At 69.2% G+C, this 16296-nt stretch carries 14 protein-coding genes; 11 read left to right on the top strand and 3 right to left on the bottom strand.

Annotation, left to right across the window (positions count from 1 at the left end):
* Positions 1 to 5 precede the first annotated feature (5 nt).
* Entirely contained in the window at positions 6 to 1253 is a 1248-nt protein-coding gene (locus PX653_RS01970) for an ROK family transcriptional regulator (protein ID WP_277416279.1), read from the bottom strand.
* Between the two features lie 278 nt (positions 1254 to 1531).
* Here PX653_RS01970 and PX653_RS01965 point away from each other — a divergent pair, with 278 nt between their 5' ends.
* The 8 genes from PX653_RS01965 (at position 1532) to PX653_RS01930 (ending at position 8756) form a co-directional block, all read left to right on the top strand.
* A complete protein-coding gene (locus tag PX653_RS01965; protein ID WP_277416278.1) occupies positions 1532 to 2536 on the top strand; it encodes a sugar ABC transporter substrate-binding protein in 1005 nt (334 codons plus the stop codon).
* A gap of 64 nt (positions 2537 to 2600) precedes the next feature.
* Positions 2601 to 3641: an ABC transporter permease gene (locus PX653_RS01960; protein WP_277416277.1), complete on the top strand. Its 1041-nt coding sequence runs from the start codon at positions 2601 to 2603 to the stop codon at positions 3639 to 3641.
* A gap of 2 nt (positions 3642 to 3643) precedes the next feature.
* Positions 3644 to 4438 carry an ATP-binding cassette domain-containing protein gene (locus tag PX653_RS01955; protein WP_277416276.1) on the top strand — a complete coding sequence of 265 codons (795 nt, stop codon included), beginning with the start codon at positions 3644 to 3646 and terminating at the stop codon, positions 4436 to 4438.
* Positions 4431 to 4877 (top strand): RbsD/FucU family protein, encoded by a 447-nt coding sequence (locus tag PX653_RS01950; RefSeq protein WP_277416275.1) that lies wholly within the window; start codon positions 4431 to 4433, stop codon positions 4875 to 4877. The genes PX653_RS01955 and PX653_RS01950 overlap by 8 nt, the downstream gene beginning before the upstream one ends.
* On the top strand, positions 4874 to 6106 hold the full coding sequence (locus tag PX653_RS01945) for an ROK family transcriptional regulator (protein ID WP_277416274.1): 1233 nt from the start codon (positions 4874 to 4876) through the stop codon (positions 6104 to 6106). Before PX653_RS01950 ends, PX653_RS01945 begins: the two co-directional genes overlap by 4 nt.
* Before the next feature lie 68 nt (positions 6107 to 6174).
* Positions 6175 to 7140 carry a PfkB family carbohydrate kinase gene (locus PX653_RS01940; RefSeq protein ID WP_277416273.1) on the top strand — a complete coding sequence of 322 codons (966 nt, stop codon included), beginning with the start codon at positions 6175 to 6177 and terminating at the stop codon, positions 7138 to 7140.
* A gap of 87 nt (positions 7141 to 7227) precedes the next feature.
* Positions 7228 to 8118, top strand: a complete 891-nt coding sequence (locus PX653_RS01935; RefSeq protein WP_277416272.1) for a LysR family transcriptional regulator — start codon at positions 7228 to 7230, stop codon at positions 8116 to 8118.
* Positions 8119 to 8156: 38 nt separating this feature from the next.
* Positions 8157 to 8756 carry a gamma-glutamylcyclotransferase gene (locus PX653_RS01930; RefSeq protein WP_277416271.1) on the top strand — a complete coding sequence of 200 codons (600 nt, stop codon included), beginning with the start codon at positions 8157 to 8159 and terminating at the stop codon, positions 8754 to 8756.
* A 195-nt stretch (positions 8757 to 8951) separates the two neighbouring features.
* Here the strand turns inward: PX653_RS01930 and PX653_RS01925 are convergent, their stop codons facing one another.
* Positions 8952 to 10091: a PA0069 family radical SAM protein gene (locus PX653_RS01925; protein ID WP_277418491.1), complete on the bottom strand. Its 1140-nt coding sequence runs from the start codon at positions 10089 to 10091 to the stop codon at positions 8952 to 8954.
* A 250-nt stretch (positions 10092 to 10341) separates the two neighbouring features.
* Between PX653_RS01925 and PX653_RS01920 the strand changes: the two genes are divergently transcribed.
* Genes PX653_RS01920 through PX653_RS01910 form a run of 3 tightly spaced genes read left to right on the top strand, consistent with a single transcriptional unit; the run spans position 10342 to position 15615 of the window.
* Positions 10342 to 10920 carry a DUF2760 domain-containing protein gene (locus tag PX653_RS01920; RefSeq protein ID WP_277416270.1) on the top strand — a complete coding sequence of 193 codons (579 nt, stop codon included), beginning with the start codon at positions 10342 to 10344 and terminating at the stop codon, positions 10918 to 10920.
* Positions 10917 to 12761: an Hsp70 family protein gene (locus tag PX653_RS01915; RefSeq protein ID WP_277416269.1), complete on the top strand. Its 1845-nt coding sequence runs from the start codon at positions 10917 to 10919 to the stop codon at positions 12759 to 12761. Before PX653_RS01920 ends, PX653_RS01915 begins: the two co-directional genes overlap by 4 nt.
* 10 nt (positions 12762 to 12771) lie before the next feature.
* Positions 12772 to 15615: an Hsp70 family protein gene (locus tag PX653_RS01910; RefSeq protein WP_277416268.1), complete on the top strand. Its 2844-nt coding sequence runs from the start codon at positions 12772 to 12774 to the stop codon at positions 15613 to 15615.
* On the opposite strand, the gene PX653_RS01905 is transcribed toward PX653_RS01910, so the two are convergent.
* On the bottom strand, positions 15612 to 16223 hold the full coding sequence (locus tag PX653_RS01905; protein ID WP_277416267.1) for a tRNA-uridine aminocarboxypropyltransferase: 612 nt from the start codon (positions 16221 to 16223) through the stop codon (positions 15612 to 15614). The two genes, PX653_RS01910 and PX653_RS01905, sit on opposite strands and share 4 nt — an antisense overlap.
* Positions 16224 to 16296 lie beyond the last annotated feature (73 nt).

Below are 16296 nucleotides of genomic sequence, written 5' to 3'. Positions count from 1 at the left end.
GCTGCTCAGGCTTCCAGCTTGAGAAACAGTTCCGGGTCCGGCGCGAAGTTGGCGTAAAGCGGCAGCAGCGCGCCGCCCAGCGCCCGCGCGTCGGACCCGATGATGCCGGCATGCACCGGCGGCCGCTGCACGCCTTCCCAGTCATAGCAGTCCAGCGCGTCGATAATCGCCGCCATCAACCGGTCCAGCAGCGCGCGGCTGCACGAACCGTCGACGATCACCCCTTCCGGATCGAGCATGCAACTGGCGCTGGCAACCACCATCGCGATGCCCCCCGCGGCCTGGTCGACCCAGCGCGCACTGTGCTCGGCCCATGGCGCCTGCGTGGCGCGCTCGTCGTAGGCCGCCGCCGGATCCAGTCCCGCCTCTTCGTACAGGTGCTCCAGGCCCAGCAACGAAGCGGTCGACAGCAGTTGCGCCGGCTGGCCTTCCCCCGGCGCGGCCAGCCCGACCGGCAGCGAGCCGATCGCGCCGGCATTGCCGTGCAGCCCGGCGTACAGGTTGCTGTCGATGACGAGTCCGCCACCGATAAAGGTATCGACGAACAGGTACAGGAAGCTCTTGATGCTGCGCCCCCTGCCGGACACCAGTTCGGCCACGCAGGCGGCGGCTGTGTCCTTCGCGAACATCACCGGCAAGCCGGTGTCGGCCTCGATGCGACGTGCGATGTCGAGCCGCTGCCAGCAACCGTCCTGGCCGTGCTTCACGCCCATCAATTCCTGCCAGCTGTCCAGCGACAGCGGCGCCGCCACGCCGATGCCGAGGATGCGGCCGCGCAGCTCAGGCGCCAGGGACGCCTGCATCGCGCGCACCTGTTCCGCGATCGCCTGGAACACCGCGTCCGGTTCGGGAAACGAATAGGTCTGCGAGGTACGCATGCGCACCGTGTTGGCGAAATCGAGCAGCAGCACGTCCAGGCTGCGCCGGCCGATCTTGACACCGATCGAGAACGCGCCATCGGGACGCAACGCGATCGGCACCGACGGCTGGCCGATCTTGCCCCGCAGCGGATCGAGCTTCATCACCAGGCCGTCGTCGGTCAGGCGCGCAATGATCAGCGCCACCGTCTGCGTGCTCAACGTGGTCAGCCGCGCCAGGTCGGCCTTGGGCAGGCTGCCATGCAAGCGAATCGCCTGCAGCACGACGCGTTCGTTGAACTGGCGCATGCCGGTCTGGTTCGATCCGCGTGGGCGTAGATTGTCGGCGCCCGCGGCATCCGAAGCGGATACGGCGGGCCGGAGATATTCCTGCATGTGTACGGCTCCTGCTTGGGCGCATTGAGGGGTGATCTGGCAAGACGCGAGTCTGCACCATCGGACCCGGGTTGGCAATGTCGGCTCGGCGGGCGGCCGACGACGATGCGAACGCGCTGGCCGCCGAGCCGATGTTGTCACAACACCACGCCAGCGTCGGCGCACTAAATAACATCACTTGATTTATTAATTACGCAGGCTTATATTTTAGTCAGCGCATTCGCGCACACTGCCTGGCTTGTCCCAGGCAACCCACAAGAAAAATCCAGGAGACACGCATGACTGCCAAGCATCGCCTCGCCCTTGCCTTGATGACATTGACCGCCTCGATCGCCTGCACCGCCAGCGCGGCCGATGAGCCTGTGGTCGGCCTGATCAGCAAGACGGAAACCAACCCCTTCTTTGTAAAGATGAAGGAAGGCGCGCTGCACGCCGCCAAGCTGCAGGGTGCCCGGCTGTTGACCGGGGCCGGCAAGTCCGACGGCGACAATGCCGGCCAGATCACGGCGATCGAGAACATGATCTCGGCTGGCGCCAGGGCGATCCTGATCACGCCCAGCGACTCGAAGGCCATCGTGCCGGCGGTCCGGAAGGCCCGCGCGCAGGGCGTCATGGTGATCGCGCTCGACAGCCCGACCGAGCCGGCCAACGCCACGGACGCCCTGTATGCCACCGACAACTTCAAGGCCGGGCTGCTGATCGGCCAATATGCCAAGGCGGCGCTGGGCGGCAAGCTGGCGAAGATCGCCACGATCGACCTGTTCCCCGGGCACCCGGTCGGCATCGCCCGGCACAACGGCTTCCTGGCCGGTTTCGGCGCCGCCGGCATCGGCGCCAAAACGGTTGAACTGGCGAAAACCGCGGATCTCGTCTGCATGGCCGACAGCTTCGGCGACCAGGGCAAGGGGCAGACGGCGATGGAAAACTGCCTGCAGAAAAATCCGGACATCAATCTCGTCTACGCCATCAATGAGCCGGCCGCGGCCGGTGCTTACAAGGCACTCAAGGCGGCCGGCAAGGAAAAAGGGGTGCTGATCGTGTCCGTGGACGGCGGCTGCGCTGGCGTGCGCGACGTCAAGTCGGGCGTGATTGCCGCCACCGCGCAACAGTACCCCCTGAAGATGGCCGAACTGGCGGTGGGCGCCGGCGTCGCCTACGCCAAGACCGGCAAGAAGGTCAGCGGCTATGTCGATACCGGCGTCACATTGATCACCGACCGGAAGATGGCCGGCGTGGAGAGCCGCGACACCGCGTTCGGCCTGAGCGCCTGCTGGGGCAAGTAACGTTGAAGTAAGGATGCAGCAAGCGCGGCGCGCCGCGCCACCCTCCTCTCGCTAAAGGATACCCATGAACGCCCAACCCAAACCCGCGCTTGCGCCCACATCTGTGCCCACGTCGTCGCCGGCAGCCGCCAACGCCGGCCGGCGTGGCCTGCCCCGCCTGAAGGACGTGCTGCCGCCGGTCACCGTGCTCGGCCCGTTGCTCGCGCTGCTGGCCGCCGTCTGCTTTTTCGCCACGCAGTCCGAGCGCTTCCTGACCGGACAAAACTTCTCGCTCATCCTGCAGCAGGTAATGGTGGTTGGCGTGATCGCCATCGGCCAGACCTTGATCATCCTGACGGCCGGCATCGACCTGTCGTGCGGCATGGTGATGGCGCTCGGCTCGGTCGTGCTGACCAAGTTCGCCGTCGACTACGGCATGGACCCCTATGCCGCCGTGGCCTGCGGCATGGCCGTCTGCGTGCTGATCGGCTACGTCAACGGCGCGCTGGTCACGTCGATCAAACTGCCGCCGTTCATCGTGACACTCGGCACGATGAATATCGCGTTCGCCATCACGCAGATTTATTCGCAGGCGCAAACCGTCACGGGTCTGCCGGAAGCCATGACGTTCTTCGGCAATACCTTCCAGGTCGGGCAGACCAGCATCACCTACGGCACCGTGCTGATGCTGGGACTGTATCTGCTGACCTGGTTGTTCCTGCGCGAAACCGCGCCAGGACGCCACCTGTACGCAGTCGGCAACAATCCTGAGGCAGCGCGCCTGACCGGCATCGCGACCTCGCGCGTGCTGCTCGGCGTGTATATGGTCGCGGGGCTGTTCTATGGCATTGCCGCGCTGCTGTCGGTGGCCCGCATGGGCGTCGGCGATCCGCAAGGCGGCCAGACCGATAACCTCGACAGTATTACCGCCGTCGTGCTGGGCGGCACCAGCCTGTTCGGCGGGCGGGGATCGATCGTCGGCACCTTCGTCGGCGTGCTGATCGTCGGCGTGTTCCGCAACGGCCTCACGCTGATGGGCGTGCCCTCCGTCTACCAGATCCTGGTAACGGGCATACTCGTGATCCTGGCGGTCGCCACCGACCAGCTGACCCACAAGAAAGGCTGAACATGACCGCTACTACCACCGCTCACGTGCTGCAGGCGCGTGGCCTCGTAAAACGCTACGGCGGCGTGACCGCCCTCGATGGCACCGATTTCGATTTGCGCGCCGGCGAAATCCTGGCCGTGATTGGCGACAACGGCGCCGGCAAGTCGTCGCTGATCAAGGCGCTGTCCGGCGCCGTCGTCCCCGACGAGGGACACCTGCGCCTGGACGGCGAACTGGTGCACTTCAAGTCGCCGATCGACGCGCGCCGCCACGGCATCGAAACCGTTTACCAGGACCTGGCGGTCGCGCCGGCCATGACGATCGCGGAAAACCTGTTCCTTGGCCGCGAGATCCTGCGCCCCGGCCTGCTGGGCAAATGGCTGCGCCTGATCGACAAGAAACGCATGCTGGCCGAGGCCGTCGGCCATATGCAGGACCTGAAGATCGGCATCCGCTCGATGCAGCAGGCGGTCGGCACGCTGTCCGGCGGGCAGCGCCAGGGCGTCGCGGTGGCGCGCAGCACCGCGTTCGCGAAACACGTCGTCATCCTCGACGAACCGACCGCCGCGCTGGGCGTCAAGGAAGGCAATATGGTGCTGGAATTGATCCGGCGCGTGCGCGACCGCGGCTTGCCCGTCATCCTGATCAGCCACAACATGCCGCACGTGTTCGAGATCGCCGACCGGATCCATATCCAGCGGCTGGGCAGGCGCGTTGCCGTCGTCGACCCCAAGCACATCAGCATGTCCGACACCGTTGCCGTGATGACTGGTGCCAAGGACCCGCGCGACCTGCCGGAACTGGCCCATGCTTAGGGGAATCGATCCCGTGCTCAGCCCGGAGCTGCTGAAGGTGCTGGCCGAAATGGGCCACGGCGACGCGGTCGCCGTCGTCGACGCCAACTTCACCGCCGCGACGCTGGGGCGCGGCAAGCCCCTCGTCCGGCTGCCCGGCATCGGCCTGCAGCGCGCCTGCGCCGCCGTGCTGTCGGTACTGCCGCTCGACCTGCCGGGCCGTCCCGTCGCCTTCATGGCCGTGTCGGACCGGCCGGCCGGTTACCGCTCCGGCCTGCAACGCGAACTGCTCGCCCTGTGCAGCTCGGCCGGCTCGGCAGCGGCGGCCCAGTGCGAGGCGGTCGAGCGCTTTGCTTTCTACGAACAGGTAAGACAGGCCCATGCCATCGTGCAGACAGGTGAATTGCAGCCGTACGCCAATTTCCTGTTCCGCAAGGGCGTGCTGGCGGGCGGTGGATGACGCCTTGCGGTGCGGTGCCTGCGGCGGACAGCGACTGGCTGCGCCCGCGCGGCTCGAGCCAGAGCGGCATGAGCCATTTCAACGAGCGCGTGCTGCTGCAGGCGATCCGCCTGAACGGCGCCCTGCCGCAGGCCGAGCTCGCGCGGCTGACCCGGCTCAGCACGCAGGCCGTGGCGCTGATCGTGCGCCGCCTCATCGCGCAGGGGCTGGTCGCCAAGGGCGCACCGCGGCGTGGCAAGGTGGGGCAGCCGTCCGTGCCGATCAGGCTCGATCCGGACGGCGCCTATTTTATCGGGGTCAAGATCGGGCGCCGCGGCATCGACCTGTTGCTGGTCGATTTTGCCGGCCAGGTACGGGCCCGGAGTGCGGTGGCCTACCGCTATCCCGACCCGGACCTGCTGTTCGGGCAGATCGACGCCGGGCTGCAGGCGTTGCGCGGGCCGCTCGGGCTGCGGCAGGCGCGCCTGCGCGGCATCGGCGTCGCTGCCCCCCTGGGCTTGGGCGGTTGGCAAACCTTGCTGGGCGGCGATGCTGAGCATGCCGGCCGCTGGGAGCGGATCGATCTGCGCGCCAGGGTGCAGGCGCTGAGCAATGTACCGGTGGTGTTCGCCAAGGATACGATCGCCGCCTGCGTCGCCGAACTGGTGGCCGGGCACGGCCGCAGCCTGCGCAGCTTCGTGTACGTGTTCGTCGGGACGTTCATCGGCGGCGCGCTGGTACTCGACAGCAGCGTCCACGCCGGCCTGACCGGCAATGCCGGCGCGTTCGGCTCGCTGCCCACGGCCTGCGGCGACCGCACCACGCCCTCGCAACTGCTCGGTACGGCCTCGCTGTTCGGGCTGGAGCAACGGTTTGCCAGGGCCGGACTGGACGACAGCGCCGCCCATGATGCACGGGCATTGCAGCCGCCGTGGCTGGCCCACACGGAAGACTGGCTCGACGGCGCCGCGCGCGCGATCGCGCTGGCGGTCTGCAATGCGACCTGCCTGGTCGACGTCGGCCATGTCGTGCTCGACAGCTCCGGCGACCCCGCGCTGCTTGCGCGCCTGCTCGAACGCAGCACGGACGCCCTGTCGCACTACCGCTGGGAAGGGGTGCGCCGCCCCGTGCTGCTGGGCGGTGTCAGCGGTGCCGACGCGCGTGCCGTCGGCGCCGCGCTGCTGCCGCTGCATGCCGATTTCGCGCCGGACCGCGACCTGTTCTTGAAGATACTGAACGCGGCCGCCTAGCCGCACTTTTGCAATCATGCATAAACAACCGGCCCCCAACCCGGCGGCCGATAAACGGGAGACTCGACATGGTGGTGACATTCGGCGAAGCATTGGTCGACATGATAGAAATGCCGGACGGCCGCTTTGCCGCGGCGCTGGGCGGTTCCATCTGCAATTTCACGATCGCCGCGGCAAGGCAGCAGATGGACGTGACGTACCTGAACCCGCTGTCGCAGGACAGCTTCGGCCAGCGTTTTGCCGGCCTGCTGGCGCGCGACGGCGTGCACCTGGTCAGCGCCGCGCGCAGCGCCAGCCCTACATCGCTGGCCATCGTTACGCTCGATGCCGGCGGCTCGCCCAGTTATGTCTTCCACCGGGAGCGGGTGGCCGACCGGGACATCACGCCGGCACAGGCCTGCGCGGCGCTGCCGTCCCACATGCGCCTGTTCCATACAGGCGGCCTGGCGCTCGTGCCGGACGATATCGATGCGACGCTGGCGATCGTCCGGGCCGCGGCGGGTGCCGGCGCACTGGTCTCGATCGACGCCAATCTGCGTCCGCTGGTGTGCGGCGATTTGCCTGCCTACGCCGCCGGCGTGCGCCGCGCGCTGGCGCATGCCCACCTGGTCAAGGTCAGCGAGGAAGACTTGCTGTACCTCGGCTATGACGGCGTCGCACCGCTGGCGGCCGCGCGGATGCTGCTCGACACGCTGGACGCGCAACTGATCGCGTTGACGCTGGGCGCGCAGGGCGCTGTGCTCCTGTCGCGCCGCGTTTGCGTGACACTGGCCGCACCGGCGGGCATCGACGTGATCGACACCGTCGGCTGTGGCGACAGTTTCCTGGCCGGGCTGGTGGCCAGCCTGGCCGCGAACGGCAGCCTGTCGGTGGCCGCGCTGGCCGACGCCAACGCCGCCATGCTGGCACAGGCCCTGCGCCATGCCGTGGCCGCCGCCAGCCTGAACGCCATGCGCGTGGGGTGCCAGCCTCCGGATGCGGCCGACGTCGCACAATTCCTGCAATCGGGAGCAGTCCCGCACGCTTCCCACTAGGATGGTCCCTGACGGCCGGTGTGCATGGGGCGCGGAAGTGAGCTATCATGGAATCGATATTACTTCCGCAATTTATCAGCATTCTCTATGAATCCCACCTTGCGCCAGATGCGCGCCCTGGTCGCCGTCGCCCGTACCGGCAGCTTCACGCAAGCGGCCGCGCTGCTGCACCTGACCCAGTCGGCCCTGTCGGGCCAGATCAAGGAGCTGGAGGCGCTGCTGGGCGTCAAGGTGGTGGAGCGCAGCACGCGCCGCGTTGAACTGTCCGACGTGGGCCGTGAGTTGGTGCCGCTGTTCGACAAGATGCTGCAGGACCTCGATGGCGCGCTGGCCGACATCGCCAGCCGCAAGGCGCTGCGCAAGGGCGCCGTGCGGGTCGCCGCGCCGCAGATGATGGCGTGTACCCTGCTGCCGCAGGCGATCGCCGCCTACCGCGCGCAGTATCCGGACATCCAGGTGCTGCTGGTCGACTGCCCCGTCGACAACGTGGCGCAACGGGTGTTCAGCGGCGAGGTGGACATCGGCGTGGGACCGGAGCGCGACGCGCTGCCCGACATCGACGCGCAGCTGCTGTTCGAGATGCCCTTCGTCGCCGTGTGCCCGCCCGGTCATCCGTTGGCCGCGCAGGACACCGTGCGCTGGGCCGACCTGGCCAGCCACCCGTTCATCGCGCTGCAGGGGCAGTTTACGGAGCGCCTGCTGCGCGACATGCAGCAGGGCAGCCAGCTCCATCCCTACAGCGAAGTGACCTTCATGACGACGGCGCTGGCGCTGGTCGCGGCCGGCCAGGGCGTCACGGCCTGCCTGCCATACGCGGCACCGATGGTGCGCCTGCACGGCCTGGCGATGCGGCCTTTGGTCGAGCCGGAGGTGACGCGCAAGTTCTACGTCCACACCAAGACCACGCGCTCGCCTTCGCCGGCCGCGGCCAGCTTCGCCGCGTTCCTGGCGGAGTTCGTGCAGCGTCCGGCCCTATAATCTCCGCTTTGCCACTTTTTGCCACCTCGCGTTCCGCCATGTCGCACAACACCATCGAGATCAACCGTGCGATGGACCGCTTCGACGGCCATCACAGCGTGTGGCTGTTCGGCTACGGCTCGCTGATCTGGAAAGCCGATTTCCCCTACCTGGAACGCAGGAGCGCCAGCATCGCCGGCTGGACGCGCCGCTTCTGGCAAGGTTCACACGACCACCGGGGCACGCCCGAGGCGCCGGGCCGCGTGGCGACCATCGTGCCGCACGAAGGCGCCATCTGCCATGGCATGGCGTACCTCGTCACGCCCGAGGAATTCGCCCACCTGGATCATCGCGAGAAGAACGGCTACCTGCGCATCGCCATCGACATCCGTTTCGACCACGGCGGCGTGGAGGAAGGCCTTGTCTACGTGGCGCGCCAGGACAATGCCGCGTTCCTGGGCGAGGCTTCCGAGCTGGAGATCGCCCGTCACATCGCCAGCGCGCGGGGACCGAGCGGGCCGAATGCGGAGTACCTGCTGCACCTGGCGCAGGCGCTCAGGGAGCTGGGCCACCGGGATGAGCATGTGTTTGCGATCGAGGATCATCTCGTGGGGCTGGAGCCGTGGGATCGCAAGGGTCTGTCCCCGCAGGGGGACTGACCCTGAAGTCCCCGCCGGTCCGTTGCATGATCAAACTTCAAGGTCGGTCCCCGTTGGGGACAGACCCTTGCGCACCGCTGCCCCGGATGCGCCCGGCGGCTTGACACGCCGAATTGGGCGGCACTCGGCAGGCGGGATGAAAACCAGGGTCAGTCCCCGTTGGGGACAGACCCTGAGCTATTTCTTCCCGGCGCGCTAGAACAACTCCATCTGCCCTACCCGCGCGGCAGCCTTGGCGCGTGCGCCAGCCGGCGGGACGACAATCGGCCGCTTGAACGACGTGCAGTCGAGGTGCTTGAAGCGCAGGCCGCGCCCGCCGCCCAGGTCGTAACGCACGATCGCCTTTTCCACCCGCTGGCGGATCAGGTCGGCCCAGATGCCTTCACCATGCATGCGGCTGCCGAACGTGGCGTCGTAGTCCTTGCCGCCGTGCATTTCGCGCACCCGGTTCATCACGCGCTGGGCGCGGTCCGGGAAATGCGCTTCCAGCCATTGCTGGAACAGCGGATTGACTTCCCACGGCAGCCGCAGCACGACGTAGCTGGCGGCGATCGCGCCGGCGTCGCGCGCCGCTTCCATGATCCTCTCGATCTCCGGCTCCGTCACGAACGGGATGATCGGTGCGATCGACACGCCGACCGGAATGCCCGCCTCCGTCAGCGTGCGGATCGTGCGCAGCCGGCGGGCCGGCGCCGCCGCGCGCGGTTCCAGCGTGCGGGCGATCTTCGGGTCCAGCGTGGTCAACGTGATCGATGCCGCCGCCAGCCGCTTTTCCGCCATCGGCGCCAGGATGTCCAGGTCGCGCTCGATCAGCGACGACTTCGTGATCAGCCCCACCGGGTGGTCGCACTCCCGCAGCACTTCCAGCACCCGGCGCGTCAGCCGGTAGTCGCGCTCGCACGGCTGGTAGGCATCCGTATTCACGCCCAGCGCAATGGGCTCGACCTTGTAGCCCGGCTTGCACAATTCGCTGCGCAGCAGGTCGGGCGCATTCACCTTGGCATATAGGCGGCTCTCGAAATCGAGGCCCGGCGACAGCCCCAGGTAGCTGTGCGACGGCCGCGCAAAACAGTAGATGCAGCCATGCTCGCAGCCCCGGTAGGGGTTGAGCGAGACGCCGAACGGGATGTCGGGCGACTGGTTGCGGCTCAGGATGGTTTTCGCCATCTCGTCCGTCACGTGCGTGCGCCAGACTTTCGGCGCCTCGTCCTCGCGCCCTTGCTCATCGGCCCAACCGTCGTCGAACGTCTCGCGGCCATGGACCTCGTAGCGTCCCTGGATGTTCGCGACGGCCCCGCGCCCCTTGTGCCCCTGCAGGGGCCGCGGCGGCAACATCACCTGGCCTTCGAACTGGCCTTCAAGCTGGCCTTCAAGCTGGCCTTCCAACCTTTCGTTGCGCATCGGCTCACCAATAACTGTATATGCATACAGCATTGTAGGCCGATCGGTCCGCCACTGCAACGCGCACGCACCAATTGTGCGTCTCTTGTCATACCGCCAACGGCGCTGCTGCTGGTATTATTCGCAATTCCGCAGGTCGGTGCCGGCATCCGTGCGCCCGACCCAACCAAATATCAAGAGCAAAATGAGCACATCGAACAACCTGCCGTCGTTCTGGAGCCGGATCCCCCTCGCCTTCAGCGCGTTCTTCAAGACCCTTGGCGACGCCGAATTCGCCGCCCGCATCCAGCAGGGCCCGGCGCCGGTACCGGCTGCCGCGCCGGTGACGCCGCCGCCCGCACCGGCGCCGGCACCTGCCCCCGCGCCGGCCCCGCTGCGCGAAGCGACGCCGGACGCCGCCCTGCAACTGCTGGCATTGCTGCAGCGCGAGGCGCGCCTGATCGACTTCACGCAGGAGAGCCTGGCCGGCTACGCCGATGCCGACATCGGCGCGGCCGCCCGCGTCGTCCACGAGGGTTGCGCCAAGGTCCTGCGCGAGCACTTCACGATCGAACCGGTGCGCGCCGAAGCCGAAGGCAGCCGCGTCACGCTGGAAGCGGGCTTCGACGCCGCCGCCGTGCGCCTGACGGGCAACGTCGTCGGCCAGCCGCCGTTCAAGGGCGCGCTGAGCCACCGCGGCTGGCGCGCCACCGCCGTGCGCCTGCCGAAGCTGGCCGAAGCGCATGACGCGAAGATCCTGGCGCCGGCCGAGGTGGAACTGTGAGCGATCCAAAATACGCCATCGGCATCGACCTGGGCACGACCCACAGCGCCCTCTCCTACGTGGACCTGGCCGGCAGCGACGGCGAAAAGACGCAGCAGGCCGTGCTGGGCGTGCCCCAGCTGACGGGCCCCGGCACCGTCGAGGACCTGCCGCTGCTGCCGTCGTTCCTGTACCTGCCGCACCCGGACGAAATGGCCGCCGCCGAACTGGCGCTGCCGTGGAATGCGGACGGTGCCGGCCCGGTGGCGGGCGAAATGGCCCGCTCGCGCGGCGCCACCACGCCGATCCGCCTCGTCTCCAGCGCCAAGAGCTGGCTGTGCCACCCCGGTGTCGACCGCCGCGCCGCGATCCTGCCGAACGACGCGCCGGAAGAAGTGACGCGCGTGTCGCCGCTGGAGGCTTCCACCCGCTACCTGCGGCACCTGCGCCAGGCGTGGGACACCGCCCACCCGGAAGCGCCGTTCACGCAGCAGGCCGTGACGGTGACGATCCCCGCGTCGTTCGATCCGGGCGCGCGCGAGCTGACGGCCGAAGCGGCCCGCAACGCCGGCTATGAAGCCGTCACGTTGCTGGAAGAACCGCAGGCCGCGCTGTACAGCTGGATCCAGGGCAGCGAGGGCCGCTGGCGCAAGGACGTCAAGCCGGGCGACATCATCCTCGTCGTCGACGTGGGCGGCGGCACCAGCGACTTCTCGCTGATCGCCATCACGGAGCGCGACGGCAAGCTCGAACCCCACCGCGTCGCGGTGGGCGACCATATCCTGCTGGGCGGCGACAACATGGACCTGGCGCTGGCCCACCTGGTCGCGCGCAAGCTGGCCGAAGGCGGCACCAGGCTCGATCCATGGCAGTTGCGCGCCTTGACGTACGGCTGCCGCGCCGCCAAGGAAAACCTGCTGGCCGATGCCAGCGCGGAAAGCTGGCCGATCGTCGTGCCGAGCCGCGGCTCGAAGCTGATCGGCGGTTCGATCCGCACCGAACTCACCCGCGCGGAAGTCACGACGTTCATCACGGACGGCTTCTTCCCGAAAGTGGAAGCGTCCGCCCGGCCTGCCGTGCGCACCCGTGCCGGCCTGACCCAACTGGGCCTGCCGTACGCGCAGGATGCCGCCGTCACCCGCCACCTGGCCGCCTTCCTGGGTCGCCAGGTGGGCGCGACGGCCGACGTGCCGGGCTTCGCCGAGCGGCAGAACCCCGACCACACCTTCCTGCATCCGAGCGCTGTGCTGTTCAACGGCGGCGTGTTCAAGTCGGCGCTGCTGGCCCAGCGCGTGATGGACACCATCAACGACTGGCTGTACATGGAAGGCGCCGAGCCGGCCCGCATGCTGGGCGGCGCGGACCTGGACCTGGCCGTGGCGCGTGGCGCCGCGTACTACAGCTACGTGCGGCGCGGCGCCGGCGTGCGCATCCGCGGCGGCACCGCCCGCTCCTACTACGTGGCGGTGGAGTCGGCGATGCCGGCCATTCCCGGCATGGAGCCGCCGATCCAGGCGCTGTGCGTGGCGCCGTTCGGCATGGAGGAAGGCAGCGAGCTGGAACTGCCGGGCCAGGAGTTCGGCCTCGTCGTCGGCGAGCCCGTGCACTTCCGCTTCTTCGGTTCCTCCACGCGGCGCCAGGATGCGATCGGCGACGTGCTGGACTTCTGGGGTCCGGAAGAACTGATCGAGATGAACGAGATCCAGGCTACCTTGTCGCCGGAAGGCCGCCAGGCTGGCGACGTCGTGCAGGTGCGCCTGCACGCGCGCGCCACCGAGGCCGGCACGCTGGAACTGCTGGCCGTGGCCAGCGACGGCCAGCGCTGGAAGGTCGAGTTCGACGTGCGCACGGACGCCCAATAACGCCGCGCCCATGAAGCCGAGCCACGGCCAGTACCTGGTCAGCATCGACCTGGGCACCACCAACACGGTGCTGGCCTATGCCGCACCGGGGTCGCGCGACATCGAACTGTTCGACATCGAGCAGTTGACGGCACCCGGCGAGGTTGGCGCGGCAACCTTGCTGCCGTCGGCCCGCTACCATCCGGCCGGCGGCGAGCTGGCGGCCGGCGACTTGCAGCTGCCATGGCGCGAGGCCGACGTGGCAGGCGTACCCGAAGTCGTCATCGGCCGGCTGGCGCGGCGCCTCGGCGCACAGGTGCCGGGCCGCATGGTGGCCAGCGCCAAGAGCTGGCTGTCGCATCCCGGCGTCGACCGCATGGCGCCGATCCTGCCGTGGGGCGCCGCCACGGGCGTGCCGCAAGTCTCGCCCGTCACCGCCAGCGCCAGCTACCTGGCGCACCTGCGCGGTGCCTGGAACACCCGCTTCCCCACCCATCCCCTGGAACGCCAGCAGATCGTGCTGACGATCCCCGCGTCCTTCGACGAAGGTGCCCGCGCGCTGACCCTGGAAGCGGCCCGGCTGGCGGGACTGCTGGACGTGCGGCTGCTGGAGGAACCGCAGGCCGCCCTGTACGACTGGCTGTACCGCCACCGCGACACGCTGGCGGCCGACCTGCAAGGCACCCGGCTGGTGCTGGTGGCCGACGTGGGCGGCGGCACCACCGACTTCTCGCTGGTGCGGGTGGACATGGAGCACGGCGAACCCGTGCTGACCCGGATCGGCGTGGGCAACCACCTGATCCTGGGCGGCGACAACATGGACCTGGCGCTGGCGCACCTGGCCGAATCGCGCCTGCCTGCCCAGGAAGCGTCTCCCGACGCCGCACCGGCCCGGCTGACGGCGGGCCGGCTGGCCCAGCTGACGGAGCGCTGCCGTACCGCCAAGGAACAGTTGCTGGCCGAGGACGCGCCGGCGCAGGTCGGCGTCACCTTGCTGGGTACGGGCTCGAAGCTGATCGGCGGCAGCCGTTCCGTCACGCTGACGAAGGAAGACGTCGAACGCATCGTCGTCGACGGCTTCTTCCCCCTGAACGCGGAGCAGGAAGCGGCGCGCCGGGGCCGCGGTGCCATCGTCGAATTCGGCCTGCCGTATGCCAGCGACGCGGCCGTGACGCGCCACCTGGTGTCGTTCCTGCGCCAGCACGCCGCCGCCGCCCACGCTGCGCTTGGGACGGACGGCGCCACGCTGCCCGTGCCGGATACCCTGCTGCTGAACGGCGGCGTGTTCCGCGCCGACGCGCTGGCGCGCCGCCTCGAAGCCACGCTGGACGGCTGGCGCGGCGCCCCCGTCAAGGCGCTGCACAACGACAATCCCGACGTGGCCGTCGCGCGCGGCGGCGTCGCCTACACGCTGGCGCGGCATGGCTTCGCGCCCGCCATCGAAGGCGGCTCGCCGCGCAGCTACTGGCTGCTGCTCGATGGCGACAAGGCACCCGGCGTGGCACGCCGCGGCGTCTGCATCCTGCCGCGCGGAACCCAGCCGGGCCGCGAGGTGCGGCTGACCGACCGCACCTTCGCGCTGCGCGTGGGCCGGCCGGTACGCTTCCACCTCGTCTCCACCGTGGCCGATGCCGGCGAACGGGCGGGCGACGTGGGCGAACTCGATCCCGCCGACTTCATCGCGCTGCCGCCCAGCGCCATGGTGCTGCAACTGGCCGGCAGCGTCGCGCGCAAGGAAGTGCCGGTGCAGCTGGCGGTGGCGCTGTCCGAAGTGGGCACGCTGGAAGTGCACTGCGTGGAGGCCGGGCGTGCCGACGGCCAGCGCTGGCTGCTGGAATTCCAGCTGCGCGGCCAGGAGGAGGAAGGCGCCGAAGTGCAGGAAGAGGCGCCGCCGCCCCGCTTTGCCGATGCCGTCGAACGGATCGAGCGCATCTTCGGCGGCCGCGCACAGCAGGTCGACACGAAGGAAGTACGGCAGCTGCGCGGCCAGCTGGAACAGCTGCTGGGCAGCCGCGAACGGTGGGCCACGCCGCTGCTGCGCCGCCTGTTCGACGCGCTGATGGAACGGGCCAGGGGCCGGCGCCGCTCGCCCGAGCACGAACGCGTGTGGCTCAATCTCGCCGGCTTCTGCCTGCGCCCCGGCTTCGGCCATCCGCTCGACGACTGGCGCATCGGCGAGCTGTGGGCCCTGTTCGAGACCGGCGTGCAGTACCAGAAGGAGCGCCAGGTACGAGCCGAGTGGTGGACCCTGTGGCGCCGCGTCGCCGGTGGCCTGGACAAGGACGCGCAACTGCGCCTGCTGGACGACTTCGCGTTCAACCTGCAGGCCAGCGGCGATGAGCGCAGCCGCCGGCCCGTCACGCTGGTCGAGGGCAGCGAGGAAGACATGCTGCGCCTGGGCGCCGCGCTGGAGCGCATCCCGTCCGCGTACAAGGCGGAGATCGGCAACTGGATGCTGGGCCAGATCGTCGCGCTGCCGGCCGCCGGGTCGAAGTTCGACGCCAAGGCCGCCGCCGCGTTTACGCGCTACCTGTGGGCGCTGGGCCGCGTCGGCGCGCGCCAGCCGTTCCATGGCAGCGCGCACGAGGTGGCGCCCAAGGCCACCGTCGAGGCCTGGCTGCAGGCCATCCTGGATCTCGACTGGAAGAAGATCGAGCCGGCCGGCTTCGCCGCCGCGCACCTGGCACGCCGCACGGGCGACCGTTCGCGCGACATCGACGACACCTTGCGCGCCGAGATCGTGCGGCGCCTGACGGGTGCCGGCGCCCCGCCCACGTGGGCGGCGATGGTGCGCGACGTGGTGGAACTGGACCAGGCCAGCGAGCAGCGCATGTTCGGCGAGGCGCTGCCGCCTGGCCTGAAGCTGATCGGCTAGGCGCGCGCGGCCAGCGCCAGTTGCTGGCCGACGAAGCCGTCGAACGCGTCCAGCAGCGGCGCGTAGCGCGCCTCGTCGTTCTCCAGTTGCGCCAGCGCGTGCACGGTGGCTTCCAAGGTCGACAACTGCCCGGGCGCGTGCGCCTTGCGGATGCGGTAATGCGACGGCGGCACGTCGCGCAAGGCCAGGCGCGGCAAGGCCTGCAGCGCCGGGTTCAGGTACAGCATCTTGCGGCTCTTGCGCCACGTAGCGTCCAGCACCACCAGCAGCAATTCGGCCGGATCGCCGGCCCATGCGGGATCGAACGGCGGCGGCGGGACGATGCCCAGCGAGGCATCGCCCGGCGTGTCGGGATACAGCAGCACGGGGCGGCGCGGCCCGGCCAGCAGCGCCTGCAACGCCTCGTCAGCGAAGGACTCGCCCACTGCCAACATGCTGCCCGGCAGCGACAGGTGCAGCAGGCGCGCGCTGTTCTTGGCGTTGTGCGCTTCCAGCGGGTGCTGCAGCAGCAGGACGCCGGCGCGCGACGGCGTCGGCGCGATCCAGCGGCAGATGCAGGTGGCGAGCGGGCGCAGGCAGGCGGGGCACGTCGGGCGTTTCGGGTTCATGCGGGCATTGTAGCGGCCGTCCTCGGCGCTTGGAAACCCTTGGCGACAGGCACCCGATTGCGCGTCGGCGACC

Origin of the sequence: Pseudoduganella chitinolytica, assembly GCF_029028125.1 — a bacterium.
GTDB classification, from domain to species: Bacteria; Pseudomonadota; Gammaproteobacteria; order Burkholderiales; family Burkholderiaceae_D; genus Rugamonas; species Rugamonas chitinolytica.
The sequence above is the reverse complement of the archived record's forward strand: the minus strand, read 5'-3'. Positions and strand labels throughout refer to the sequence as shown.